Annotated in this window: 19 protein-coding genes, 1 tRNA gene and 2 pseudogenes; 10 read left to right on the plus strand and 12 right to left on the minus strand. The window is 72.2% G+C overall.

Features of this window, described 5'->3' with window-relative positions:
* Positions 1-163: 163 nt before the first annotated feature.
* Positions 164-493: pseudogene (locus tag GTY47_RS18220) on the plus strand (hypothetical protein); the annotation flags it as partial.
* Entirely contained in the window at positions 493-1,380 is an 888-nt protein-coding gene (locus GTY47_RS18225) for a triphosphoribosyl-dephospho-CoA synthase (RefSeq protein ID WP_010032900.1), read from the plus strand. The pseudogene GTY47_RS18220 and the gene GTY47_RS18225, both read left to right, overlap by 1 nt.
* On the opposite strand, the gene GTY47_RS18230 is transcribed toward GTY47_RS18225, so the two are convergent.
* Both GTY47_RS18230 and GTY47_RS18235 read right to left on the minus strand, forming a co-directional pair.
* The gene (locus tag GTY47_RS18230; RefSeq protein ID WP_040902375.1) at positions 1,370-2,857 is read right to left on the minus strand and encodes an aminopeptidase P family protein; all 1,488 of its coding nucleotides are present in this window, start codon (positions 2,855-2,857) and stop codon (positions 1,370-1,372) included. The genes GTY47_RS18225 and GTY47_RS18230 overlap by 11 nt on opposite strands.
* A gap of 76 nt (positions 2,858-2,933) precedes the next feature.
* On the minus strand, positions 2,934-4,466 hold the full coding sequence (locus GTY47_RS18235; RefSeq protein WP_078602710.1) for a PP2C family protein-serine/threonine phosphatase: 1,533 nt from the start codon (positions 4,464-4,466) through the stop codon (positions 2,934-2,936).
* Between the two features lie 500 nt (positions 4,467-4,966).
* Between GTY47_RS18235 and GTY47_RS18240 the strand changes: the two genes are divergently transcribed.
* Together GTY47_RS18240 and GTY47_RS18245 are read left to right on the plus strand one after the other, a co-directional pair.
* Positions 4,967-5,632 (plus strand): bifunctional DNA primase/polymerase, encoded by a 666-nt coding sequence (locus GTY47_RS18240; RefSeq protein WP_010032907.1) that lies wholly within the window; start codon positions 4,967-4,969, stop codon positions 5,630-5,632.
* Between the two features lie 55 nt (positions 5,633-5,687).
* Positions 5,688-6,356, plus strand: coding sequence for a hypothetical protein (locus GTY47_RS18245; protein ID WP_029180693.1), 669 nt, complete (start codon positions 5,688-5,690; stop codon positions 6,354-6,356).
* Positions 6,357-6,612: 256 nt separating this feature from the next.
* On the opposite strand, the gene GTY47_RS18250 is transcribed toward GTY47_RS18245, so the two are convergent.
* The 3 genes from GTY47_RS18250 to GTY47_RS18260 all read right to left on the minus strand — a co-directional run bounded on the left by GTY47_RS18250 (position 6,613) and on the right by GTY47_RS18260 (position 9,362).
* Positions 6,613-7,578, minus strand: a complete 966-nt coding sequence (locus GTY47_RS18250; protein WP_010032913.1) for a DUF5926 family protein — start codon at positions 7,576-7,578, stop codon at positions 6,613-6,615.
* Positions 7,579-7,751: 173 nt separating this feature from the next.
* Positions 7,752-8,390, minus strand: coding sequence for an ATP-binding protein (locus GTY47_RS18255; RefSeq protein WP_040902377.1), 639 nt, complete (start codon positions 8,388-8,390; stop codon positions 7,752-7,754).
* Positions 8,391-8,534: 144 nt separating this feature from the next.
* Positions 8,535-9,362, minus strand: coding sequence for a glycerophosphodiester phosphodiesterase (locus GTY47_RS18260; RefSeq protein ID WP_029180694.1), 828 nt, complete (start codon positions 9,360-9,362; stop codon positions 8,535-8,537).
* A 285-nt stretch (positions 9,363-9,647) separates the two neighbouring features.
* On the opposite strand from GTY47_RS18260, the pseudogene GTY47_RS18265 reads away from it, so the two are divergent.
* The 4 genes and pseudogenes from GTY47_RS18265 (at position 9,648) to GTY47_RS18280 (ending at position 13,278) form a co-directional block, all read left to right on the plus strand.
* Positions 9,648-11,005, plus strand: a pseudogene (locus GTY47_RS18265) (trypsin-like peptidase domain-containing protein).
* Positions 11,006-11,068: 63 nt separating this feature from the next.
* Positions 11,069-11,155, plus strand: a tRNA-Ser gene (locus GTY47_RS18270).
* Between the two features lie 822 nt (positions 11,156-11,977).
* A complete protein-coding gene (locus GTY47_RS18275) occupies positions 11,978-12,292 on the plus strand; it encodes a hypothetical protein (RefSeq protein WP_231911154.1) in 315 nt (104 codons plus the stop codon).
* Positions 12,293-12,519: 227 nt separating this feature from the next.
* Positions 12,520-13,278, plus strand: coding sequence for a glycosyltransferase family 2 protein (locus GTY47_RS18280; protein WP_010032927.1), 759 nt, complete (start codon positions 12,520-12,522; stop codon positions 13,276-13,278).
* A gap of 18 nt (positions 13,279-13,296) precedes the next feature.
* Here GTY47_RS18280 and GTY47_RS18285 read toward each other — a convergent pair whose 3' ends face one another.
* From GTY47_RS18285 to GTY47_RS40295, 3 genes are all read right to left on the minus strand, one after another.
* Positions 13,297-14,058, minus strand: a complete 762-nt coding sequence (locus tag GTY47_RS18285) for a PIG-L deacetylase family protein (protein WP_010032930.1) — start codon at positions 14,056-14,058, stop codon at positions 13,297-13,299.
* A gap of 9 nt (positions 14,059-14,067) precedes the next feature.
* Positions 14,068-14,304: a ferredoxin gene (locus GTY47_RS18290; protein WP_010032932.1), complete on the minus strand. Its 237-nt coding sequence runs from the start codon at positions 14,302-14,304 to the stop codon at positions 14,068-14,070.
* 89 nt (positions 14,305-14,393) lie between these two features.
* Positions 14,394-14,858, minus strand: a complete 465-nt coding sequence (locus GTY47_RS40295; protein ID WP_040902380.1) for a hypothetical protein — start codon at positions 14,856-14,858, stop codon at positions 14,394-14,396.
* 358 nt (positions 14,859-15,216) lie between these two features.
* Here GTY47_RS40295 and GTY47_RS18295 point away from each other — a divergent pair, with 358 nt between their 5' ends.
* Positions 15,217-19,368 (plus strand): hypothetical protein, encoded by a 4,152-nt coding sequence (locus GTY47_RS18295; protein WP_010032935.1) that lies wholly within the window; start codon positions 15,217-15,219, stop codon positions 19,366-19,368.
* 162 nt (positions 19,369-19,530) lie between these two features.
* On the opposite strand, the gene GTY47_RS18300 is transcribed toward GTY47_RS18295, so the two are convergent.
* From GTY47_RS18300 to GTY47_RS18315, 4 genes are read right to left on the minus strand one after another with little or no spacing between them, the layout of a single operon-like run.
* Positions 19,531-20,118 carry a GNAT family N-acetyltransferase gene (locus tag GTY47_RS18300; protein WP_010032938.1) on the minus strand — a complete coding sequence of 196 codons (588 nt, stop codon included), beginning with the start codon at positions 20,116-20,118 and terminating at the stop codon, positions 19,531-19,533.
* A gap of 12 nt (positions 20,119-20,130) precedes the next feature.
* Positions 20,131-20,664, minus strand: a complete 534-nt coding sequence (locus GTY47_RS18305) for a DinB family protein (protein ID WP_010032939.1) — start codon at positions 20,662-20,664, stop codon at positions 20,131-20,133.
* A 9-nt stretch (positions 20,665-20,673) separates the two neighbouring features.
* On the minus strand, positions 20,674-21,138 hold the full coding sequence (locus tag GTY47_RS18310; protein WP_010032940.1) for a hypothetical protein: 465 nt from the start codon (positions 21,136-21,138) through the stop codon (positions 20,674-20,676).
* 34 nt (positions 21,139-21,172) lie between these two features.
* A complete protein-coding gene (locus GTY47_RS18315; protein WP_010032941.1) occupies positions 21,173-22,039 on the minus strand; it encodes a bifunctional DNA primase/polymerase in 867 nt (288 codons plus the stop codon).
* A gap of 329 nt (positions 22,040-22,368) precedes the next feature.
* Between GTY47_RS18315 and GTY47_RS18320 the strand changes: the two genes are divergently transcribed.
* Positions 22,369-22,692 carry a hypothetical protein gene (locus tag GTY47_RS18320; RefSeq protein WP_010032942.1) on the plus strand — a complete coding sequence of 108 codons (324 nt, stop codon included), beginning with the start codon at positions 22,369-22,371 and terminating at the stop codon, positions 22,690-22,692.
* Positions 22,693-22,766: the final 74 nt, after the last annotated feature.

The following is a 22,766-nucleotide window of genomic DNA, read 5'->3' on the forward strand; positions in this document are numbered from 1 at the left end:
CTGTTCCCCGAGTCGACCCGGCAAGGTCGGCCATGATCTCACAGGACAATTACCGTTGACCTGCGGGTTTTTGGCCGCTGTCCGGATGGCGCCGGTTGATACACAGCCGGCTCTCAGGCCGGCCTCACGCATCTGACGGGTGGTGTACCTAAGTTCGCCGTTCATGACGGGAAACCACTGGAACACCTCGCTCACCCGCCGTCGCGCCCTCGTGGTCGCGGGCGGCACGGTCGCCGCGGGCGGCCTGGCCGCGACCGGCTACCAGCTCGTCCGCAAGGCCATCACCGAGGGCAAGAGCGGCGTCCCGCTCACCCTGCGCCTCACCGTCGTCGACGCCACCGACGGCTGCACCCCGGTCCCCGGCGCGGCCGACGGCCTCCTCACGCTCGAACCGGTGCACGAGAAGGACCCGTCCAAGGGCTACAAGGGCTCCCTCACCCTGGGCATCGACCCGGACGCGGAGAACACGGGCGCGGGCAGCGGCGGCGGAGGATGAACGGCCCGGAGGACGAGGCACTCGCACACGCCGCCGTCGACGCGCTGATCGGCCAGCTGGCCCTGGCCCCCAAGCCGGGCCTGCCCGACCCGCGCGACCTGACGGCCCGGGCCACCCGCCGGGACCACCGCGCCCTGCGCTGGTCGGCCAGGGCACTGCTCCCCGGCCTCACGGCGATGGCCGCCGCGGCCCGCCGCACGGGTGAACCCAGCGCCCGGCTCCGTGCGGAACTGGGCGCGATCGGCCGCTCCACCGAACACACGGTGGGCCTCGCGGGCGGCGGCCACCGGGGCGCCCTGTGGACGCTCGGCCTGCTGGTCGCGGCGGCGGCGCTGCAACCGGGCACGGCCCCGGCCGAGACGACGACCCTCGCCAGACACATCGCCGCCCACCCCGACCGCCACGCCCCGCGCCGCCCGTCCCGCGGCTCCACGGTGTCGGCCCGCTACGGCGCGGCCGGTGCCCGCGGCGAGGCCAGGGCCGGATTCCCCCACGTCCGCCGCGCCCTGAACACGCTCACCACTGCCCGGACCCAGGGCGCCGCAGAGCCCCAGGCCCGTCTGGACGCCCTGCTCACGGTGATGTCGACGCTCCAGGACACGGAGTTGCTGTACAGGGCGGGCCCCATGGGCCTACGGCACGTCCAGGCGGCGGCGCGCGGTGTGCTGGAGGCGGGCGGCACGGCGACGGGACCGGGTGCCCTGGCTCTGCGAGCGCTGGACACCGACCTCGTCAGCCGTGCCTGGAGCCCTCGAGGCAGCGCCCCTCTGCTTGCGGGAGCGCTGTTCCTGGACGCCCTGGGGGCGCGGGACAGCGTGGATGTGCGACTCCGCCGCGGAGCGCGACCAGACCCCACACACCCGCACCCCAAACTCAGCCCTTGACGGACGCCATCCACGCCTCGACCTCGTCCGCCCGACGAGGCAACGCCGCACTCAGATTCCGGTTGCCGTCCTCCGTCACGAGGATGTCGTCCTCGATCCGCACACCGATACCCCGGTACTCCTCCGGCACCGTCAGATCATCGGCCTGGAAGTACAGCCCCGGCTCGACGGTCAGGCACATCCCCGGCTCCAGCACCCCGTCGACATACGTCTCGGTCCGCGCGGCAGCGCAGTCGTGCACGTCCATCCCGAGCATGTGCCCGGTGCCGTGCAGCGTCCACCGCCGCTGAAGCCCCAGCTCCAGCACGCGCTCCACCGGCCCCTCGACCAGCCCCCACTCGACCAGCCTCTCGGCCAGCACCCGCTGCGCGGCGTCGTGGAAGTCCCGGTACTTCGCGCCGGGCCGCACCGCCGCGATCCCGGCCTCCTGGGCCTCGTACACGGCGTCGTAGATCTTCCGCTGGATCTCGCTGAACCGCCCGTTGATCGGCAGCGTGCGCGTCACGTCGGCGGTGTAGTACGTGTGCGTCTCCACACCCGCGTCGAGCAGCAGCAGATCGCCCGACCGCACGGGCCCGTCGTTGCGCACCCAGTGCAGCGTGCAGGCGTGCGGCCCGGCCGCGGCGATCGTGCCGTAGCCGACGTCGTTGCCCTCCACCCGCGCACGGAGGAAGAACGTGCCCTCGATGTACCGCTCGGAGGTCGCCTCGGCCTGGTCGAGGACCTTCACCACGTCCTCGAAGCCGCGCACGGTCGAGTCGACCGCCTTCTGGAGCTCGCCGATCTCGAACTCGTCCTTGACCAGCCGTGCCTCGGAGAGGAAGACCCGCAGCTCCTCGTCGCGCTCGGCGGTGACCTTGTCGGTCAGCGCGGCCTCGATGCCGGCGTCGTACCCGCGCACGACCCGCACCGGACCCGTGGCCTCGCGCAGTGCCCCGGCCAGCTCGCGCACGTCGGAGGCGGGGATGCCGTACAGCTTCTCCGCCTCGGTGAGGGAGTGCCGGCGGCCGACCCACAGCTCGCCCTGGCCGTCCAGCCAGAACTCGCCGTTCTCCCGGTTCGAACGCGGCAGCAGGTAGATCGTCGCCTCGTGGCCCTCGCCCTTGGGCTCCAGGACCAGGACGCCGTCCTCGGTCTGGTTGCCGGTCAGGTAGGCGTACTCGACGGAGGAGCGGAAGGCGTACTCGGTGTCGTTCGAGCGGGTCTTCAGGTTGCCCGCGGGGATCACCAGCCGCTCGCCCGGGAAGCGCGCGGACAGCGCGGCCCGGCGGGCGGCGGTCTCGGCGGCCTGGGGGATGGGCTGGAGGTCACGCAGCTCGGTGTCGGCCCAGCCGCTCTTCATGTTCTCGGCAAGCTCGTCGGACACGCCGGGGTACAGTCCGTTCTTCCGCTGCTTGATCGGCTCTTCGCTCTCGTCCGGGCCCGCTGCGTCAGCAGCATCAGGCACTGCCGGGGTGAGCTCCTCCGCCACGGTCATCCTCCTCGATACGGCACTGGACCGTCCTCCACTCTACGGTGGCGCGGAAGCGGCCTCAGGGCGATGACGAGGAGCGTTACTCGAACCGCACCGCCAGCAGCACGACGTCCTCCGCCCCGTCCGCCGCGTCCAGCCCGTCGGGCAGCACGCTCCGCAGGACGTGGTCGGCGATGGCGCCGGGGTCGCGGCGCAGTGCCCGAGGTGCTCCGGCCGCCGCCGCGTGCAGCCGGGCGAAGGCGCGGTCGGTGGTCTCGCCGGTGCGGTGCAGCAGCCCGTCGGTGTAGAGCAGAACCGTCTCTCCCGGCTCGGCGAGGATCTCCACGCTGGGCGCCTCCCAACAGGCGAGCATGCCCAGCGGGGCGGAGACCGACGTCTCCACGAACTCGGTGCGGTGCTGTCCGATCAGCAGCGGCGGGCTGTGCCCGGCACCTGCCAGCGTGATCTTGCGCGCGGCCGGTTCGCAGTAGCCGAACAGGGCGGTGGCCGAGCGGGCCGGCTCGGTCAGCCGCAGCAGCAGCTCCAGGTCGGACAGGACGGCGACCGGATCCTCCCCCTCCATCACGGCGTACGCGCGCAGCGACGCCCGCAGCCGCCCCATCGCGGCGACCGCGCTGGGCCCCGCCCCCGTGACGGATCCGACGGCGAGGCCGAGGGCGGCGTCGGGCAGTGGCAGCGCGTCGTACCAGTCGCCGCCGCCCCGCGGGCCGGTGCGGTGCCGCGCGGCGAGATGGACACCGGCCACCCGCGGCAGCCGGGCGGGCAGCAACTCGTCCGAGATGGTCGCCATGGACGCGCGCGTGCGTTCCAGTTCGAGCAGCCGGGCGAGGTGTTCGGCGGCGTACCGGGCGTACAGGCCGACGAGGTGGCCCTGCCGTTCGTTCGGTTCGGCGGGTTCGTCGTAGAGCCACACGACGGCACCGAGGGGGCCGGCGGAGTCGGGGGACCCGGTGGACTCGGGGGTCAGGGGGAGGGCGTAGCTGGCGGCGTAGCCGAGGCGGGCCGCGACCTCGCGGTGGCGGGGGTCGAGCCCCTCCTCGGCGAACAGGTCGGGCTCGGCGATGCCGTCCTCGCCGCCCGGCAGTCCGTCGAGGATCCGGCCGTAGGACAGGGCGCTGCGGGGCACGGTCTCGATGTGGCCGAGGTCGGCGCGGGCCAGGCCCAGGCCGATGGTGGTGTCCGGGCCGAGTCCGTCGCCGGGTTCCAGGACGACGAGGCCGCGGCGGGCACCCACCAGGGCGGCGCCGGCCCGCAGGAGTTCCTGGAGCGCCTCGTCGAGCGCGGACGTGCGGGTCAGGCGCTCGGTCAGCTCGTGGAGGGTGGTGAGGTCGGAGACCCAGCCGGCGAGACGGTCCTGGAGTACCGCGCCCGGTGGGGCCGGAGGGTTTGACGGGGCAGCCGGGGAGGTACCCGCCGCGACGGGCGCGACAGTGTGTGCGGGCGCCGGAACCGTTGAATCGATTCCAGCCACTTTCGGAGGGTGCGGGGCGTTCATGGCGTCCGGCTTTCCGACCAGCGCGTACTGCTCAAAAGCATCGCAAACCCCCATGTCATTCTGCGCCGCTAGCAGTGTCTCCACATGTACACGCACTCGTGAGGAGATGTCCAGCATTGTCCTGCTGGGATTCCTGGTGTCTGTGAGGTCGGAGGGACATCTCTCCTTCCCCTTGCCGAAATGCAAAGTTGGCTTAAAACTGCCGCAAGGGACGGCTTATTGCGGTCGACTGGGCTTGCTCCACGGAGCGTCACAACGGTCGCGATGGGTACGTACTCGGTGAAGGCCAGGGGTGGTTGAGAACTACCCGGAACCTGGTGACGGACCCGGGCGTCTTAGCCACCGACGACCGTGCCCCATCCTCCCGTGGCGGAGGCGGAGAGAAATACGCGCGACGGCAAACGCCATACTTCGCCACCCCTACGCCACGCCCGTGCTTTTGATAGACGCAGTATGGGCGGGACGGCCGCGGAGGCAGCCAATGCTCGACCCATAGGGGTTCCCCTCGCCCACGGCAGGGTGTGATGCGCCAACAGGTACGCACAGTGAAGTGATCGACACATGATGTGATGTGGACCACGGTGTTGCCGGCGTGCAACGGAAAGGAACGAGCGCTCATGCGCGAGATCCTCGGAAGGCGACGCAGGCTCCTGTCCCAGCGCAGCGACGGGAGGCCTGAGCTGATCGGCGCGGCCCTGACCTACGCGACGGAATGGCAGTGGCCCGTACTCCCGGGCGTGGCGGCGGACCCCGAGGGGCGCAGCCGCTGCGGTTGCCCTGACCCCGAGTGCACGGTGCCCGGCGCGCACCCCTTCGACCCCGGCCTCCTCGCGGCCACCACCGACGGGCGCATGGTCCGCTGGTGGTGGAGCAACCGGCCGACGGCACCGATCGTCCTGGCCACCGGCGGCAAGGCCCCCTGCGCGGTCTCCCTGCCGGCCCTGCCGGCCGCCCGTGCCCTCGAAGCGCTCGACCGCACGGGCATGCGGCTCGGCCCGGTCGTCGCCTCCCCCAGCCGGTGGGCGATCCTCGTGAAGCCGTACTCCATGGAGCAGCTCGGCGAACTGCTCTACGCCAAGGACTTCGTCCCCGGCTCCCTCCGCTTCCACAGCGAGGGCGGCTATCTGGCGCTGCCGCCGTCCGAGACGGGCCAGGGCGAGATCCGCTGGGAGCGGGCGCCGCTGCCCGGCTCGGCCTCGCCGTGGGTGCCCGATGTGGAGGCCGTGGTGGACGCCGTGGTCGAGGCCCTCACTCGTACGGGTGTGAGCGCGCCCGAGTTCTAGGACTGTCGGGCGCGCCGAGCCCGGGTTCCGCCCCGGGGCGTTATGTTCCGGGGCCATGCCGCGTCATTCCCGGGGCCGTTCCGGGGACCCCCGAAAGATCCGACTGCTCGCCCTGACGGGCGTCGTGGCGGCGTGCGCGGTCGCACTGCCGCTGGCGGTGGCGTCCGCGGGGCCTCCCGGTTCCCCGGGGCCTTCGGGTTCCACGGGTGCAGGGGACACGGCACGTGCCGGGAGCTCGTCGGACACCGGCGGCCCGGCGAAGGGTGCCGACGTACGCGGAGGTTCTGTGTCCGGTTCCGGACCGGACGGCGTACGTTCCTCTGCGCCGTCCGCGGACGGCAAGGTGCCCTCCGCCGTGGCCGGCCTCCCCGCTGTCGGCCCGGGCCTGTCGGCCGCCGTGCGCTGCGGTCCCGAACTCTCCTCCCCCGAGGGCGTCGAGGCACAGACCTGTGTCGTGACGCAGGCCGCGGACACCTGGGCGCGGACCTACTACCGCAATGCGACCGGCGAGGCGCTGGACGCCGTACTGACCCTGATGGGGCCCGGCGCCCGGACCGTGCGGATCACCTGCGCGGTCGGTGCCGAGGACGAACCGGGGACGTGTGAGACGCCTCGCGAGCCCGCACGCGGGGATCTGGCGGCGTACACGGCGGTCGCGGAGTTCGCCCGGCGGGCCGGACAGGGGCCGCTGCTGCTGCGCTCGGGGAGCAACTCGCCTTCGTAAGCGGGCAGTTGAGGAGCGGCGGTGTTCGGTGAACGGCCGCGCGCATGGAAAGACCCGGTTGCTGGCGACGGGGGATGCACCAGCAACCGGGCTACAGGAACGGTAACAAGAGATCGGCTGTTCGCAAATTCGATCTCTCCCTTTCCAGTCACCGATCGGCTTGCCCCGGCAGGGAGTTGTGCACGGCGTCACCGGTCCGGAGTGCGCGGGTCCGGTCGGCCGTCCGAGCGGCCGGACCGGGCCCTGTGACGAGCCGTCAGCTGAGCGTGACCTGCCGGTTGGTGAGGCCGCCACGCGCACGGCGCTCGTCCGGCGTGAGCGGCGCGTCCGTCGCCAGGGCGGTGGCGAGGCGCTCGGCGAACTCCGCCGCCGGCTTCTCCACGTCCTCGGCCTTGACCCCGCTCGGCAGGTCCCAGACCGGCACGGTGAGCCCGTGAGCGCGGAAGGAGCCCACCAGGCGGGTGCCCTCGCCCAGGCTCGACCGGCCCGCGGCGTGCAGCCGGGCGAGAGCGTCCAGAAGCTGCTCCTCGGCGTGCGGCATGACCCACCGCAAATGGTTCTTCTCGGGCGTCTCGCACCAGTACGCGGCGTCCACGCCCTGGAGCTTCACGGTCGGGATGGCCGCGGCGTTGGCCCGCTCCAGGGAGGCGGCCACCTCCGCAGTGGCGTTCTCCGGGTCCGGCACCCAGAACTCGAAGCCGCTGTGCACTTCTGGCTCGAAGGCGCCCTCCGGGTCGAGCAGATCCTGGAGCCGCGGTCCGTCGGCCGGGGCGCGGCGGCCCTGCACGGGGGTGCCGGGCTCGGCTTCCAGGGCGCGCTGGAGGATGTCGGCGAGGTCGCGGCTGATGTCGCCCGACGAGGTGTCGTTCTGAAGGCCGAGCAGGACCGAGCCGTCGTCGCGGCGCAGGGCGGGCCAGGCCATCGGCAGGACCGTGGCCAGCGTGACCGCCGGGACGCCCTCGGGGAGGCCGCCCTTGAGCGTCAGCCCGGCCGTGGCCGCCGGGACCAGCTCGCGCAGGGCCACCCAGTCGCACTCGCCCGGCAGACCCTCGAAGGGGCGGTGCACCAGCTCGGTCGCGGCGTGGGCCGCGGCCCGGCCGTGACAGGCCTTGTAGCGGCGGCCGCTGCCGCAGGGGCAGGGCTCACGAGCGCCGACGACCGGGATCTCTCCGTCCGTGATCTGCGGGCGCTTGGCCTTCGTCTGGGGTCGCTTCTTGGCCATCGATGGGTCTCCCGGTTACGGCTCGTCTCGTACGGTCGCGAGCCTAGCCGTTCAGGCCTCCGGGGACGGGATGCTGTGGACAACGCGTCCGGTGGACAACGCGGGGCTGGTGGACACGCGGGTCCTGTGGACAACGCGGGTCCTGTGGACGACGGGGCGGGCCGAGGCCCGGGTCAGTCCATGTCGTCGAAGGCGTCCGCGAAGTCCAGTCCGGGTATCTGGGACACCGCCGGGGCCGTGACGCGTGTCGCGAAGTCGTCGCGGCGGTGTCCGGCGTCCGGGTCGTACACGTCGGCGTGGACGACGACCCATACGGTGACCTCGCCGCGGATGTCGTCCCGGACACCCCAGTCGTCGGCCAGCGCGGTGATGATGTTCAGCCCGCGGCCGCCGTGCGCCGTGACCGACGGGGTCGCCGGGGCGGGGCGGGTCGGGCCGCCGCCGTCCGTGACCTCGACGATGAGCCGGCCGGAGGGGTCCACGCGCCACGCGGCACGGACGTCACCGTCGCCGGAGAGCGCGTCGCCCAGGGGTCTGCCGTGTTTGCACGCGTTGCTCAAAAGTTCGGAAAGGATCAGTACGGCGTCGTCGATGACCGATTCCGCTACGCCACCTCTGCGCAACTGCACGCGCATACGGTGTCTCGCTTCCCCCACGCCCGCAGGGCCATGGGGTACGGCCATGCTCGACGACGTGGGCACCTCCTGTGCCACCACCAACGCCACCCCCGAGACCTCCTTCGCCCCACGCCACGGTGTGGATGCCCCATTGGCCTGTACCGGAAACCGGCCAATCCACGTCCGGTGACGCATTCACCACGATCGAATACGGGTCGAACGCGCCGGAGCACTCCCTGTAATCGTGTGGCTGGATTTCATCGGTGTGGCCGAGACGCGAGGATCCCGTCTGCCAAGGGTGAGGTCAAGAGGGGTGCGTGGGACTGGTGGGACTCGACCTCAGCGGCCGAGCTGGTCGAGCACCGCGCGCGGGCGGTTGGTGATGATGGCGTCGACGCCCAGGCCGACGCAGAGATCCACGTCCTCGGGCTCGTTCACGGTCCACACGTGCACCTGGTGGCCGGCCCGCTTCAGCCGCTCCACGTAGACGGGGTGGTTGCGCACGATCCGCAGGGAGGGCCCCGCGATCGGCACGCCCAGGGGCAGCCGCCCGTCGCGCAGCCGGGGTGAGACGAACTGCATCAGGTAGACCGTCGGCAGCGTCGGCGCCGCGGCACGCACGCGGTGCAGCGACCGGGCCGAGAAGCTCATGACCCGCACCGGGGACTCCTCGGCGGTGGCCGGGGCGTCGAGACCGAACCGCTTCAGCAGGACCAGCAGCCGCTCCTCGACCTGCCCCGCCCAGCGCGTGGGGTGCTTGGTCTCGATGGCCAGTTCCACCCGGCGTCCGGCGTCGGCGACGAGTTCGAGCAGCCGCTCCAGGGTGAGCACGGACGTCGCCTCGCGGTCCTCCGGGGGGTGCTCCCAGTCGGGTTCCTCGTCGCGTCCCTTCCAGGCCTCGCCCCTCTTCCAGGAACCGAAGTCCAGGGCGGCGAGGTCGGCGAGCTCCAGGGCGGAGACCGCGCCGCGGCCGTTGGACGTACGGTTGATCCGGCGGTCGTGTACGCACACCAGGTGGCCGTCGGCGGTGAGGCGCACATCGCATTCGAGGGCGTCCGCGCCGTCCTCGATCGCCTTGGTGTACGCGGCCAGGGTGTGTTCCGGGGCGTCCTCGGAGGCCCCGCGGTGGGCGACGACTTGAATCACATGCTGTCGTGCGTGGGTCACCGCGTCATGGTGCCACCGCGCGCGGGTACGCGTCCGGTCGGACGGACCCGGCGGATTCACAGGTCCGGACGGAGGCACTGGAATTGCGCCCCTTTCGTTAGTAATGACCTATATAAAGAATGGCCCCGGACCCACAGCCACCGCTTATGGTGCTCTGACGGCCAGTGGGAAAAGCTGACGGCATACAAAGGGACAAGCACAGCTGTATCGCGCCGGACCGTCGCCAGCGTGAAAAGCGTGACCGAGTGCGACCCAGGAAACAGCCGTGGATCGAGGAGAGAAGCTGTGAGCACCGAGAACGAGGGCACCGCGGTACCCCCCGCCCCGTCCGCACCCCCGTGCCGGTCGACGCTCCCGCTGCTCCGGCGCCCGAGGGGCAGGCATCTCAGGGGCCGGGACCGTACGGACAGGACTCCCAGGGCCAGCCCGCCCACGGTCAGGGCGCTCCTGGTGACGCCGCACATCACGGCGTCTCCTCCTCCTGTCTCTTATCGTCCTACCAGCAGCCGGAGCCGAAGTCCGGCCGTGGCCGTGGCGGTCTGGTCGCCGCGCTCCTGGTGGCCGCGCTGGTCGCGGGCGGCCTGGGCGGCGGTCTCGGCTACACGCTGGCGAAGAACAACGACGACAACAGCGGCTCGACGACGGTGTCCGCCGCCACCAGCGGCGGCGACGTCAAGCGCGACCCGGGCACGGTCGCGGGCGTGGCCGCCAAGGCGCTGCCGAGCACGGTCACGATCGAGGCCGAGAGCACCAACGGCGAGGGCGGCACCGGCACGGGCTTCGTTTTCGACAAGCAGGGCCACATCGTCACCAACAACCACGTCGTGGCCGGCGCGGTGGACGGCGGCAAGCTCACCGCGACGTTCCCGAGCGGCAAGAAGTACGACGCCGAGGTGGTCGGGCACGCGCAGGGCTACGACGTGGCGGTCATCAAGCTCAAGGACGCCCCGTCGGACCTGAAGCCGCTCACCCTCGGCGACTCGGACAAGGTGGCGGTCGGCGACGCGACCATCGCGATCGGCGCCCCCTTCGGCCTGTCCGACACGGTGACGACGGGCATCATCAGCGCCAAGAACCGCCCGGTGGCCTCCAGCGACGGCAGTGGCAGCCAGGCGTCGTACATGAGCGCCCTCCAGACCGACGCCTCGATCAACCCGGGCAACTCGGGCGGCCCGCTGCTGGACGCGCAGGGCAACGTCATCGGCATCAACTCCGCGATCCAGTCCACCGGCAACGGCGGCTTCGGCACCGGCCAGTCCGGCTCGATCGGCTTGGGCTTCGCCATCCCGATCAACCAGGCCGAGTACGTCGCCCAGGAGCTGATCAAGACCGGCAAGCCGGTGTACGCGAAGATCGGCGCGTCCGTCTCCCTGGACGACACCTCGGGCGGCGCACAGATCTCCAAGGAGGGCGCGGGCGGCGCCGCCGCACCGGTCGAGCCGGGCGGTCCGGCCGCGAAGGCGGGACTCAAGCCGGGCGACGTCATCACCAAGCTCGACGACCGGGTGATCGACTCCGGGCCGACCCTGATCGGCGAGATCTGGACCCACAAGCCCGGCGACAAGGTCACGATCACCTACGAGCGCGGCGGCAAGCAGCACACGGTCGACGTGACCCTGGGCTCGCGCATCGGCGACAACTGAGCCCCACCCGCGCGCACCGACCCGTTACCCTTGTCCCCGCGCCGCCGATCACGGCCGGCGCGGGGAGGCGTGCCCGAGCGGCCGAAGGGAACGGTCTTGAAAACCGTCGTGGCAGCGATGTCACCGTGGGTTCAAATCCCACCGCCTCCGCGTGGTGAGCAGTGAGAACGGCCCCTGACCTGGATGATTGGTCGGGGGCCGTTCTCATGCCGGGACTCTGTGACTGCCCGGTGTTCCCCGTCGCCTACCGCTTTGTCGGGCACGGCTGGGGCACGCCCACTGGGCCCCCGCGTCCGACGCTTGTACCGTTCCGAAGTGGCCTGGATATCACTACTTGCAACACTTGCTGGTGGCGTGATTGCTCTGGGATCGGCACTTCTCGTGGAGCACCGAAGAGCGCGGCGAGAATCGGTGTCTGAGTGGGATAGGACACGGCGGGAGCTCTACTCAAGGTTTCTCGCGGCTCATGCCCAAGCCGGCAGCGATCTGCGGAACATTGCTGCCACGCCCGGCCTCGATGCGGGCGAGCGGTACCGGCTGACACGGTCGGCCTACACCCACTGCTACGCGTCACGCCATGAGTTGGAGCTTCTCGCGCCGCCCTCCGTCGTTCGCCCGGCTGAGGAATGCAGCCGGGCAGTGCGAATGATGCGCGATGCCGTGAGCGCGGGGGCGCGTCTTGACAGCGATGAACTCGAGGAACTGACACGCAGGTACCTGGAACTGCGTCTGGAGACCAGAGGTGCCATGCGCTCGGACATCTCGGCCGACAACCTTTGACCTGCTTCGGGCCCGGGTGTTCGGTCGGGGGTCGTTTTCATGTCCGGCTACCGTGACTGGCGGGTGTTCCCCCCTGGTTTCCCGCTCGATCGGCATCTGAGTACCCGTGCTCATGTCCAGTGCCCGCTGCAGCCACCATGCTGACCGCATGTACTTGGTGGATCGTCGCCTGCAGACAGGATGGCAGTGGGCATGAGACGGGCGAATGAGCCGTCGACTGGTCAGCAGATCGGCGTCAGCGTGGCGCTGCTCGTCATCGACTTCATGCTCATCGCTTGGTCGGTGTACAGCGTTGGGATGGCGGGCTGGGCCGACAGCTACGAAAGCGATGGCGTCGCTCCGTCGAGCGCGTCGCGGGCGGCGTCACAGGCATCGTGGCTTCTCGGGGGCGGCGCAGTACTGACAGGCGGTGGCCTCCTCGCCCTGGGATGGCGCATTCCTGGCATCGTGCAGCTGGCCGTCCTCGGGTTCGGGGCGGTGCTGGTCTCTTCACTGGCTGCCGGTTGATGGCGCCCTGACAAAGGCTGTCCGCAGTGCCGGCCGGACAGCGCGCTCGGGTTCTTCGACCGGGGGCCGTGGTCCGTGCGTGGGCTGCAGCACTAGGATCGATCCGTAATCTGCGCAGGTCGCGGGGGGTTTCGCATGCGAGGTGGAGCGCGGCGGGGTGGGCGCCTTCGTCAAGGGCACACCGAGGGAGCGGTCTTGAGAGCCGTCGTGGCAGCGAGCGTGCCGGCGTGAGCGGGCGCATCGTCGTCGTCACCGCTGTGCACGGCCCGTCGGCCCGGTTTCTGCCGGAGGCCCACAAGTCCCTGTGCGAGCAGTGGCTGCCGGAGGGCTGGCGGTGGCACTGGGTGATCCAGGAGGACGGCGAGAGCGCGGACGTACGGCCGTACGTGCCCGACGACGAGCGGGTGACGTTCCGGCAGGGGCGGGCCGGGGGGCCCGGTGTCGCCCGGACCATCGCGCTGGCGCATGCCGAGGGTGCGTACGTGAAGGTCCTGGACGCCGACGACCGGCTGACGCCGGGCACGCTCGCGCGGGATCTGGCGGCGCTGGAGGCCGACAGCGGCCTCGGGTGGGCGACGTCGCGCGTGCTGGACCTCATGCGCGACGGGTCGACGGTCGGTTTCCGGGGCGACCCCGACCCGGGGCCGATCGAGCGCGGGGACGTGCTCGACCAGTGGAAGGCCAACGGCTTCATCGCACCGGTCCACCCGGCGTCGCTGTTCGTACGGTGGGAGTTGCTGCTCGCCCTGGGCGGCTGGATGGCGCTGCCGGCGTCGGAGGACACGGGGCTGCTGCTCGCACTGAACGCCGTGAGCCGCGGGTGGTTCTCGGGTGAGGTGGGGCTGCTGTACCGGAAGTGGGAGGGGCAGGTGACCGGACAGACGGCCCATGTGGACCAGGCCGAGCGCGCTGCCCGGATGGCGGTCGTGGAGGCCAGGGCCCGGGCGTTGGCCGGTCTTCGGTGGCCCTTTCCGGCGGGGCACTGACCCGAGCCGGTCAGCGACCTACGGCTTGAGCTCCGTCCCTGCCGGGGCCCTCGCGAGAAGGTCATGGCGGATGTACCACTCGGTACCGAGCAACCGCTCCCGCTCCGGTCCCGGCAGCGCGGCGATGAGACCGGGGGCGGCTCCCCGTTCCACCTCCGTGCGGTGCGCCAGCACGGCGGCGATTTTCCGGTCCAGCCAGGGAGAGACGTCGATGGTCGCCGTGACCCGGTCGTCCGGGACCGTGCGCATCGTCTTGCCGGCGGGGGCCAGGTGGCCGCCCCACGCCCGGACGGCGGAGTGCGGGTGCGTCGCCAGGTACAGGGCGCTCGGCTGCCAGGGCTCACCGGCGTCCGGGTAGAGGCGTTCGAGTCCGGCGGCGTGGGCCGCCAGCAGGGTCACGCGGTGGGTGTGGACGTGGTCCTCGTGGCCGGTCAGGCCGCCGTAGGCGTCGTGGGTGACGACGATGTCCGGGCGGAAGTCCCGGATCCGTGCGACCAGGGCGCCCACCGCCTCGTCGAGTGGGGCGTCGCACAGGCGCTGGCTGCCCGGGGCCGACCGCGGGACGCGGGAGTCGGCGTAGCCCAGCATGCGTGGCCGGCCGGCGCCGAGGATGTGGAGCGCGTCGGCCAGTTCCGCGGCGCGCGGGGTGTCCGCCGCCCAGGTGGCCGTGACGACCGCCGTGCGGGCGCCCGCCGCCGAATGCCGGGCGAGGGTGCCACCCGCCATCAGTGACTCGTCGTCGGGATGGGCGAAGACCGCGAGCAGGCTCGGTACCGGCACCGGAACTCGCTACGGACGGTCCGGTGACGAGGGCGCGTCAGCGATGGTGATGCTGATGGCCTGGCTGGGGCACTTCTCGGCCGCCTCCAGGATCTCCGGGGCGTCGCCCGCCTCTTCCCGGCCCGGGCGGACGACACCGAATCCGTCGACGAACTCGAAGACCGCCGGGGCCCTGTGGACGCACTCGGCGGAGCCGTAGCAAAGCTCGCGGTCGACAGAGACCTTCTGCCCCTTCATCCCCTTCATCCCCCTCGTCCCCCCACCGGCCGATACCGGAAGCCGGTGGGACCCGAGGTGTTGCCTGCCCAGCGCGAGACCGGCTGAACCGGCCTGCCCTACCGCGCGCCGGCGACCGCGAGCCAGTGGGCGACCCGGCGTACGGCGGCCTCGTCGAGCCGTTCGGCGAGTGCCTGGACGGTCGCGTCGTCCTCGGGGGAGAGGTCGTAGAGGCCCGCCCTGCTCAACCCGGACATGAGGACCTGGTGGCGACGGGCGGTCATGCGTTCCGCCAGGATGGTTGGTTCGGCGGCGGAGGCCTCTGGTTCCGGCCGGGGCGAAGCCGCCTGCTTCAGGGGTGTGTCGAAGCGGTGCCAGTCGCCGTCCTTCGGGCCCCACAGGGCGAAGGCCACCTCGTCCCCACGGGCCCGCAGTGTCTGTGTCATCTCGCCGAGGGCGTGCAGCACGGGTGAGCGGTGGGGCGACTCCGCGGCCGCCCGCCAGGTCTGCTCGGCCGGCCGACGGTACATCGCCACCCAGCGCGGGGCGCCCTGCGGTCGCGGACTCTCGGGACGTGTCTCCACTGTGCTCACCCCTGTACGTCGCTTTGGAAGCGGTACGGCAGGCCGGCCTCGGCAACGGCAGGCAGACCATAGCTGACGGATCGTCAGTTATCCAGGGTTGGAGAGCGCGGTCCGGTGGGGAGGATCACCACGTCGTCCGGCACCGGTCCCTCCCCTCGTGGGGACCGGTGCCGAACGGTGGGGTCACCGTGGTCTGACTCCGCTGGGAGTTGGCCGGATGAGTGCGCTGCTGCGTCCGGATCCTGCCAGTTCCGGCCGCCGACGAGGAGTCTCCGGTTCCGGGTGGGCGGTATTACCGCAGGTCAGGCATATAGAGTGAGTTTTCCGGTCCGGACGTCCAGGCGCGGGGAGTTGAGGAGTGGAGACCTTGGGTTCCGACCCCGGGGCACGCACCGCCTTCGCGGAGCGCCTCGCGCTGCTGTACAAGGAAGCCGGGAACCCGCCACTCAAACGAGTGTCCGAAGCGGTCGTCCGGCTCCAGCGCGTCGACGAACGCGGGCGTCCCGTCCGGGTGTCCGCGCAGCGCATCAGCGACTGGCGCCGGGCACGGAACGTACCCGCTCAGTTCACCGCCCTCGCGACGGTGCTGCACGTGCTGATACCCGAGGCGCGGCGCGCGCGGCCCACGCCGGTGTCGCCGGGCCTGTACGACCTCGGCCAGTGGCAGCGGTTGTGGGAGGCGGCGGTGGCCGACCCGGTCGGTGAGCGCGGCCCGGACTCCGCCGAGCCGGGGCGGCCGGACGCCGAGGCCCCGCCCGTGCCGCCCGGCGGGGTGTGCCCGTACCGGGGGCTGGCCTCGTACCGCAGGGAGGACGCCCGGTGGTTCTTCGGCCGGGAGCGGAGCACGGACGCGCTCGTCGCCCAGCTCCGGGCCGTGGCGGAGACGGGCGGGCTGGTCATGCTCGTGGGGGCGTCGGGGGCGGGCAAGTCCTCACTGCTGAACGCCGGGCTGGTGCCCGCCCTGCGGAACGGCGCGCTGGATGAGCGCCCTGATCGCGGCGCCCGGGGTGACAACAGCCACTACAGCGGTACCGAAGACAACAGCCGTACCAACGGCGACAGCGACAACAGCCGTACCAGCGGTGTCGGCATCGGTCGGGGCCGCCAGGCAGCGGAGGTCGTACAGCTCGTGCCCGGCGGTCATCCCCTGGCGGAGCTGACCCGGTGCATCCCCGAGCTGGGACCGGTCGTCTCGGCCGGGGGCGGGGCCGACGCATCCGGTGCGGAGGATCCCGTCGTCCCCACCACCGTGGGCCCACGCGTCCCCAGGGCCCCTGACGTCCGCGCCGCCGTCGCCGCCTGGGCGCGGCGCGCGGCGCCGTCCGGTGCGCGGCCGGTCGTCATCGTGGACCAGTTCGAGGAGACGTTCACCCTCTGCCCCGACGAGGCGGAGCGGCGTGCCTTCGTCGAGGTCCTGCACGCCGTCTGTTCTCCGGCCGGCGACGGCGACCCGGCCCCGGCGGTCGTGGTGCTGGGCATACGGGCCGACTTCTACGAACGGTGCCTCAGGTATCCCGAACTGGCCGACGCGCTCCAGCACCGGCACATGGTGCTCGGACCCCTGACCACCGCGGAGCTGCGCGAGGCGGTGACGGGCCCGGCCAAGGCCGTCGGCCTGGAACTGGAGCCGGGCCTGGCGGAGCTGATCGTCCGGGAGGTGAGCGCCGACGGCCCGCGCGGGGCGCACGACGCGGGAGTGCTGCCGCTCCTCTCGCACGCCCTGCTCGCCACCTGGCAGCGCAGAAAGGCGGGCCGGCTGACGCTCGCCGGGTACCGCGCGGCCGGCGGCATCCAGGGCGCGGTCGCGGCGACCGCCGAGCGGGCCTGGTCCGGTCTCGACCCGGCGGCGCGCACGGCGGCCCGGCTGCTCCTGCTCCGGCTGGTCCGGCTGGGCGAGGACACCCAGGCCACGCGCAGGCGGGGCACCCGGCGCCAACTGGCGGAGGAGTCGACCGACCCCGGCAAGACCGAGGAGTCCCTGGAGGCGCTGGTCCGCGCCCGGCTGGTGACGCTCGACGCGGAGACCGTGGAGATCACCCACGAGGCGCTGCTGCACGCCTGGCCGCGGCTGCGCGACTGGATCGACGACGACCGGCAGGGCAACCTGCTGCGCCAGCGCCTGGAGGAGGACGGCCGGGCCTGGGAGGAGTCGGACCGCGACACCTCGCTCCTCTACCGGGGCTCCCGTCTGGAACAGGCCCACGGGTGGGCGAAATCCGCCGGGGACACGTTCCTGACCCGGAGCGCGGTGGAGTTCCTGGCCGCCTCGGTCAGGTTGCGTCGGCGCACCATCTGGATCAGCCGGGGCGCGGTGGCGGCCCTGGTCGTGCTGGCGGTGCTGGCCGTCGGGGCGGCCGTCGTCGCCTGGAAGCAGCGCGACGAGGCCGTGTTCGAACAGGTGCTCGCCCAGGCTGATCGCGTCCAGTACACGGATCCCTCGCTGTCCGCGCAGCTCGACCTGGTGGCACACCGGCTGCGGCCGGACGACAAGGGCGCGAACAGCCGCCTGATCTCCATCGTGAACGCCCCGCTGTCCACGCCGCTGGCCGGCCACGCCGGCGCCGTCTACCTCACGACGTTCAGCCCCGACGGACGGACACTGGCGACCGCCAGCTACGACCGGACCGTACGGCTGTGGGACGTGACCGACCCGAAGCGCCCGAAGCCCCTGGGCAAGCCGCTCACCGGCCACACCAGCTGGGTGAGCAGCGCGGTCTTCAGCCCGGACGGCCGTACCCTCGCCAGCGCCTCCGACGACGGCACGATCCGGCTGTGGGACGTGACCGACCCCGGGCACCCGAAGCGGCTCGGCAAGCCCCTGACCGGCCACGACGGCACGATCTACCTGGTCGCCTTCAGCCCGGACGGGCGCACTCTGGCCTCCGTCGGCGACGATCACACCGTACGGCTGTGGGACGTGGCCGATCCACGCCGGCCGCGGGCGCTGGGCAAGCCCCTGACCGGGCACAAGGCCGCCGTGCGCTCGGTGGCGTTCAGCCCGGACGGCCGGACGCTGGCGGCCGGTGGTGACGACGGCACGATCCGGCTGTGGGACGTGACCGACCCCGGGCACCCGAAGCGGCTCGGCGAGCCGCTGACCGGCCACACCGCCACGGTGCACTCCGTGGCCTTCAGCCCCGACGGCCGTACGCTCGCCAGCGGCAGCTCGGACAACACCGTCCGGCTGTGGACCGTGGCCGACCGGCGTCACCCGGCAGCGATCGGAGCGCCGCTCACCGGCCACACGGGCGCGGTGTGGTCCGTGGCCTTCAGCCCCGACGGAAGCATGCTCGCCGCCGCCAGCGCGGACAGCACGGCGAGTCTGTGGAAGGTCGGTGACCCGGAGTACCCGTCACAGGTCGGCGCGCCCCTGGCGGGCAGCAGCGGCGAGATGTACGCGCTCGGCTTCAGCCCGGACGGGCGCACCCTGGCCACGGGGTCGGGTGACAACAAGGTCCGTCTGTGGGCGCTGCCGACGGCGGACATGATCGGGCGGACCGGAGTGTTCCGGCCGGACGGGCGGGTGCTCGCGACGGCGGCGCTCGACGGACGGGTCCGGCTGTGGGACGTACGCAAGCCCGGCAGGCCCGTGCCGATGGGCGAACCGTTCCGGCCCGAGGGCGGCGTGCGCTCCCTGGAGTTCTCCGCGGACGGCCGCACCCTCGCGGTGGTGGCGGGGAACCGGACCTTGCAGCTGTGGAACCTCGGCGATCCGGACCGGCCCGTCCCCCACGGATCGCCCGTCCCCCTGCGCATCCGGTTCGCCGACCCGCTGGCGTTCAGCCCGGACGGTCGCCTGCTGGCGACGGCCGACGACGACCGCACCGTCCAGCTGTGGGACATCGGCGACCCGTCCCGTCCCCGCCCGCTCGGCGCGCCCCTCACCGGTCACAAGGGGTACGTCAACTCCCTCGTCTTCAGCCCGGACGGCCACACGCTCGCCAGCGGCAGCGCCGACGGCACCATCCGGCTGTGGAACGTGACGGACCCCGGACGTGCCGTCCTGCGGGGTGCGCCGCTCAAGGGCCATCTCGGCGCCGTCAACGTCCTCGCCTACAGCCCCGACGGGCAGACACTGGCCAGCGGCGGCGACGACAACTCGGTCCGGCTCTGGGACATGCAGGACCCCTCGAAGGCCTCGGAGCGGACGAGCCTCACGGGCCACACCGAGGCCGTCGTGTCCCTGACGTTCAGCCGGAGCGGCCGCACCCTGGCCAGCGGCGGCAACGACAGCACGGTCCGGCTCTGGAACGTCTCCGACCCCGCCAGGGCCACCGCGATCGGCCAGTCGATGAGCCCCAACACCAAGAGCGGCGGCACCTTCCTGTCGTTCCGACCGCACAGCCACATGATCGGGGTGTCGAGCGGCACCGACACCATCCGGCTGTGGAACCTGGACGTCGACGACGCCGCACGCCGCGTCTGCACGATGACCCGGGGCGTTCTGACGCCGGAGACCTGGGGCGAGTACCTCCCCCGGCTGTCCTACGACCCGCCGTGCGAGCCCTGACCGGACCGGGCCGCCCAACGGGCCCCGCAATCACCGCAGTTGAGTGATCCGAGTCACACCACGGGCTTTGCTGACGAACAGTCGGTTCCGATGGGCAAGCGCTTGTTACCCTTGGCCATAGCTCGACCGCTGGTGCATCCCCCGTCGCCAGCGGTCGAGCATTTATGTGTGCGCGTGCCCCCGCAGGTCGAGCCGCATCAGGACCCGGGGGTGGCCGGCCAGCACCGAGGTGGTGGCTGCCGCGCAGGTGAAGCCGGCGCGTTCGAAGTTCTTCCGGAGGCCTGCGTACGCCATCGTCAGGTCGACCTTGGCGTCGCCGTTGTCGAGGGGGTACGCCTCGATCGCCGGTGCGCCGTGGGCGCGGGCGAACTCGACCGCTCCGGCGATGAGGGCGTGCGAGATGCCCTGCTTCCGGTGACCGGGGCGCACCCGGACGCACCACAGCGACCAGACGGGCAGGTCGTCGACGTGCGGGATCTTGCGGTTGCGGGCGAACGAGGTGTCCGCGCGCGGGGCGACGGCGGCCCAGCCGACCGGTTCGCCGCCGTCGTAGGCGAGCACGCCGGGCGGGGGATCCTGGTGGCACAGCTCGGCGACGTACTCGCCGCGGGCCGGTCCGCGCAGCTCGTTGTTGAGCTTGGAGGGGATCCGGTAGCTCAGGCACCAGCAGACGTTCGCACCGGGCGACTTGGGCCCCAGCACGGCACGAACGTCCTCGAAGACCGTGGCCGGCCGAACGTCGATGCTCATGCGACCACGATGTCACGCGCCGCCCGGCCGCGCCGCCCGCAGCAGTCGCAGGTGGCCGATCTCCGTCACGTTCTTCATCAGTTCCGCGTTCACCCAGGCCGCCATGTGCGCGACGGTGTACCCGGGATCGTCCTGCGAGGGGAACGGCGCCGGGGCGTCCAGGTCGGCGTCGGTGAGGTCGTCCAGGACGGCCAGCCATTCCGTGCGCAGCCCGCGCAGCCAGTCGACGGCCGGTGTGCCCTCGCCGGGCCACACGACGTCCGTGCGGTCGCGGGGCGGGCGGCCCCGGGCGTGGTCGAGGGTCACGCTCCACCACCAGCCGATGTGCCAGCTCACCCAGGCGATGGTGGGGACGGGCACGGGGTCGGGCTCGGTCTCCGCCCAGTCCGGTACCCAGGTGCCGTCGGGGCCCCTGCGCATCGTCCAGCAGAGCGGCGCCGGTTCCCAGAGGAAGTCCTCCGGCTCCAGCCTCTCCAGGTGGTACTCGAACAACGACCAGGTCAACTCGTGCTGCCAGCGCAGCAGTTCCGTCCGTGAAGCGCTCATCGGACGACCCTACGCAAGAGCCCGGGCGTCCCGCGCCAGTCCCGTCCAGTCGAGGTCCCGCAGCCCCGGCTCAGCGTCGCAGCCCGACGGCAGGCGGGGCGTGGCCTGGAACCAGAGGACGGTGAGCCGGGAGCGGTACGCGACCGGGTCGTGGGCGGGGTCGAGGGCCGTGGAGTGGAACGTGCCGACGCAGGCCACGGCGGGCAGGACCTCGACGGGTCCGAGGCCGCCCGCGTACTGGTCGGGGTATTCGCGCCGGGGCGGGAGCAGGTGGACCGGCGTGCCGGGGCGGGCCCGCTCGGCGGCGCGCAGCAGGCCGCGGATCCGCAGGTCGTTCACCGGCTTGCAGGGGTAGCCCTCCAGCAGGTCGCCGTACGTCGACGTGAACCGCAGCTCGGCGAGATCCACCGAGCGGCCGGAGGCCAGGACGAGGCGGGCGAGCGCCAGGGCCGGCGTTCTGACGTGCTGCTGCATGGGGGTCTTTCGGTGTTCATGGACGGGGCCCGGCTCATGGCCGGTGCCCCGTCAGCCGTGCCGCCGAGGCGATCGTCGCCCGGGCCTCCCGTTCGGACAGGCCGGTGGTGAGCGCCGCCTCGACCAGGGGATCCACGAGCGCGGGGCCGATGCCGTCCTCGTAGGCCCGGCAGGCCGCCCAGAACAGCCGGGTGTTGCGCTGGCCCTCGTGCGCGGCGAGGACGAACTGGACCAGGCCCTGGCCGTGTCCGCCGGTCGTCGGGGGCGCGGGGTGGTGGGTGCGGGGCGGCGGCAGGAGCAGGCGCAGGAGGGAGCGCGGGCAGGGCGCGGGGGCCAGGTGCGCGGTCCCCGGGGCCGCGGCGTACACGCCCTGGCCGGTGCGGGAGCCGGGGCCGACGAGGTAGCCGCCGGCGCCCCGGATGTCGATGCCGGGCGCGAGGCGGCCCGCCGAGTTCGGGACGACGACGTCGGGCGGGCCGCTCAGCCAGAGGTGGCGGCCGCCGGACGGGGTCACGACGACCACCGTCGGCGGGATGGTGAACAGATGCCGCAGCGCCAGCTCGCGCAGGGCGGCCGAGGAGTCCGTGCCGGTCTTCACGTCCAGGTCGATGCCGATCAGATGGTGCGGGGGCAGGCCGCAGGCGATGCCGTAGCCGGTCGCCCAGGGCGCCGCGGCGAACAGTTCGCGGATGCGGGCCGGGTCGCTGGAGGCGTCGTAGACCCCGTGGCCGAGCCGGCCGCACTCGCCGTGGCAGGGGGAGGGCTCGTGGTCGTCACGGTGCGGGGAACGCAGTGCCGGGAGCTTGGTGCGGGACAGGGGGAGGACGGCCAGTCCGCGTTCGGCGGCTGACAGGGCGTGTGCGAGGGCCAGCGTCGTGGCCTGCCGGTCGGTGGTGGCCATGCTCCTAGTTTCGTACGTACGTTCGAAAAAGGAAAGAGGGAGCGGGCGTGACGCGCCGGGGGGCAGAGCCGGACGGGAAAACCGCGGGAATGCTTCGGCCCTTGCGGCACCTGGGTTCGAACGCCCCCTTTCGCTCCCGTCCGGGACGGAAGTGACGCAAAGGGGTTTATCGACTTGTCCTCACGCTTGCGTGCGAATGGTGGCTTCCGGGGTGGTTCGCCGGGGATTCGGTGGGCAACTCTGGACTCGCGACGTCGCACACCGCGCCGGGTGGTCGGCCGACTTCCCTGGTGACAGCAGTACTTCTGAAGTCCTGGAGGGACAACAACATGGCACGTACCCGTTCCGGCCGCGTCATCGCCGCCGTCTCCGCACTGCCGCTCGCGGCCGCTCTCTTCGCCGGTGTCGCGGCGGCGGACAACGGCTCCTTCGCGGACAACGGATCGATCGCGTCCGTCACGGAGGCCGAGCAGGGCAACCTCGGCAGCGGCGTCGGCGGCGACAACTTCGGCACCGTGGCCACCACCCAGCAGCAGGCCCTCGGCGAGGGTGCCACGAACCAGAGCAACACCGCCCAGGTCAACGGCTCGGAGCCCACGGCCGTCAACCAGGGCAACGCCAACACCGCCGTCACCTTCGCCCCCCTGTGGTGAGCTGAGCGGGCCGGTGTACCGACCACCGGCCCGCGTCCTGTGTGGTGTGCTTCGTTCGTGAGGGTGACATGCGC

Origin of the sequence: Streptomyces sp. SID5464 (genome assembly GCF_009862985.1) — a bacterium.
GTDB classification, from domain to species: Bacteria; Actinomycetota; Actinomycetes; order Streptomycetales; family Streptomycetaceae; genus Streptomyces; species Streptomyces chartreusis_D.

Excerpts from the sequence above, each read along its gene's own strand:
- GTY47_RS18305 (WP_010032939.1), bottom strand. The coding sequence starts at position 20,664 with ATGAGCGCTTCACGGACGGAACTGCTGCGCTGGCAGCACGAGTTGACC.
- GTY47_RS18250 (WP_010032913.1), bottom strand. The coding sequence starts at position 7,578 with ATGGCCAAGAAGCGACCCCAGACGAAGGCCAAGCGCCCGCAGATCACG.
- GTY47_RS18235 (WP_078602710.1), bottom strand. The coding sequence starts at position 4,466 with ATGCTGGACATCTCCTCACGAGTGCGTGTACATGTGGAGACACTGCTA.
- GTY47_RS18275 (WP_231911154.1), top strand. The coding sequence starts at position 11,978 with ATGAGACGGGCGAATGAGCCGTCGACTGGTCAGCAGATCGGCGTCAGC.
- GTY47_RS18310 (WP_010032940.1), bottom strand. The coding sequence starts at position 21,138 with ATGCAGCAGCACGTCAGAACGCCGGCCCTGGCGCTCGCCCGCCTCGTC.
- GTY47_RS18240 (WP_010032907.1), top strand. The coding sequence starts at position 4,967 with ATGCGCGAGATCCTCGGAAGGCGACGCAGGCTCCTGTCCCAGCGCAGC.
- GTY47_RS18315 (WP_010032941.1), bottom strand. The coding sequence starts at position 22,039 with ATGGCCACCACCGACCGGCAGGCCACGACGCTGGCCCTCGCACACGCC.
- GTY47_RS18255 (WP_040902377.1), bottom strand. The coding sequence starts at position 8,390 with ATGCGTCACCGGACGTGGATTGGCCGGTTTCCGGTACAGGCCAATGGG.
- GTY47_RS18225 (WP_010032900.1), top strand. The coding sequence starts at position 493 with ATGAACGGCCCGGAGGACGAGGCACTCGCACACGCCGCCGTCGACGCG.
- GTY47_RS18290 (WP_010032932.1), bottom strand. The coding sequence starts at position 14,304 with ATGAAGGGGATGAAGGGGCAGAAGGTCTCTGTCGACCGCGAGCTTTGC.
- GTY47_RS18245 (WP_029180693.1), top strand. The coding sequence starts at position 5,688 with ATGCCGCGTCATTCCCGGGGCCGTTCCGGGGACCCCCGAAAGATCCGA.
- GTY47_RS18320 (WP_010032942.1), top strand. The coding sequence starts at position 22,369 with ATGGCACGTACCCGTTCCGGCCGCGTCATCGCCGCCGTCTCCGCACTG.
- GTY47_RS18300 (WP_010032938.1), bottom strand. The coding sequence starts at position 20,118 with ATGAGCATCGACGTTCGGCCGGCCACGGTCTTCGAGGACGTTCGTGCC.
- GTY47_RS18230 (WP_040902375.1), bottom strand. The coding sequence starts at position 2,857 with ATGACCGTGGCGGAGGAGCTCACCCCGGCAGTGCCTGATGCTGCTGAC.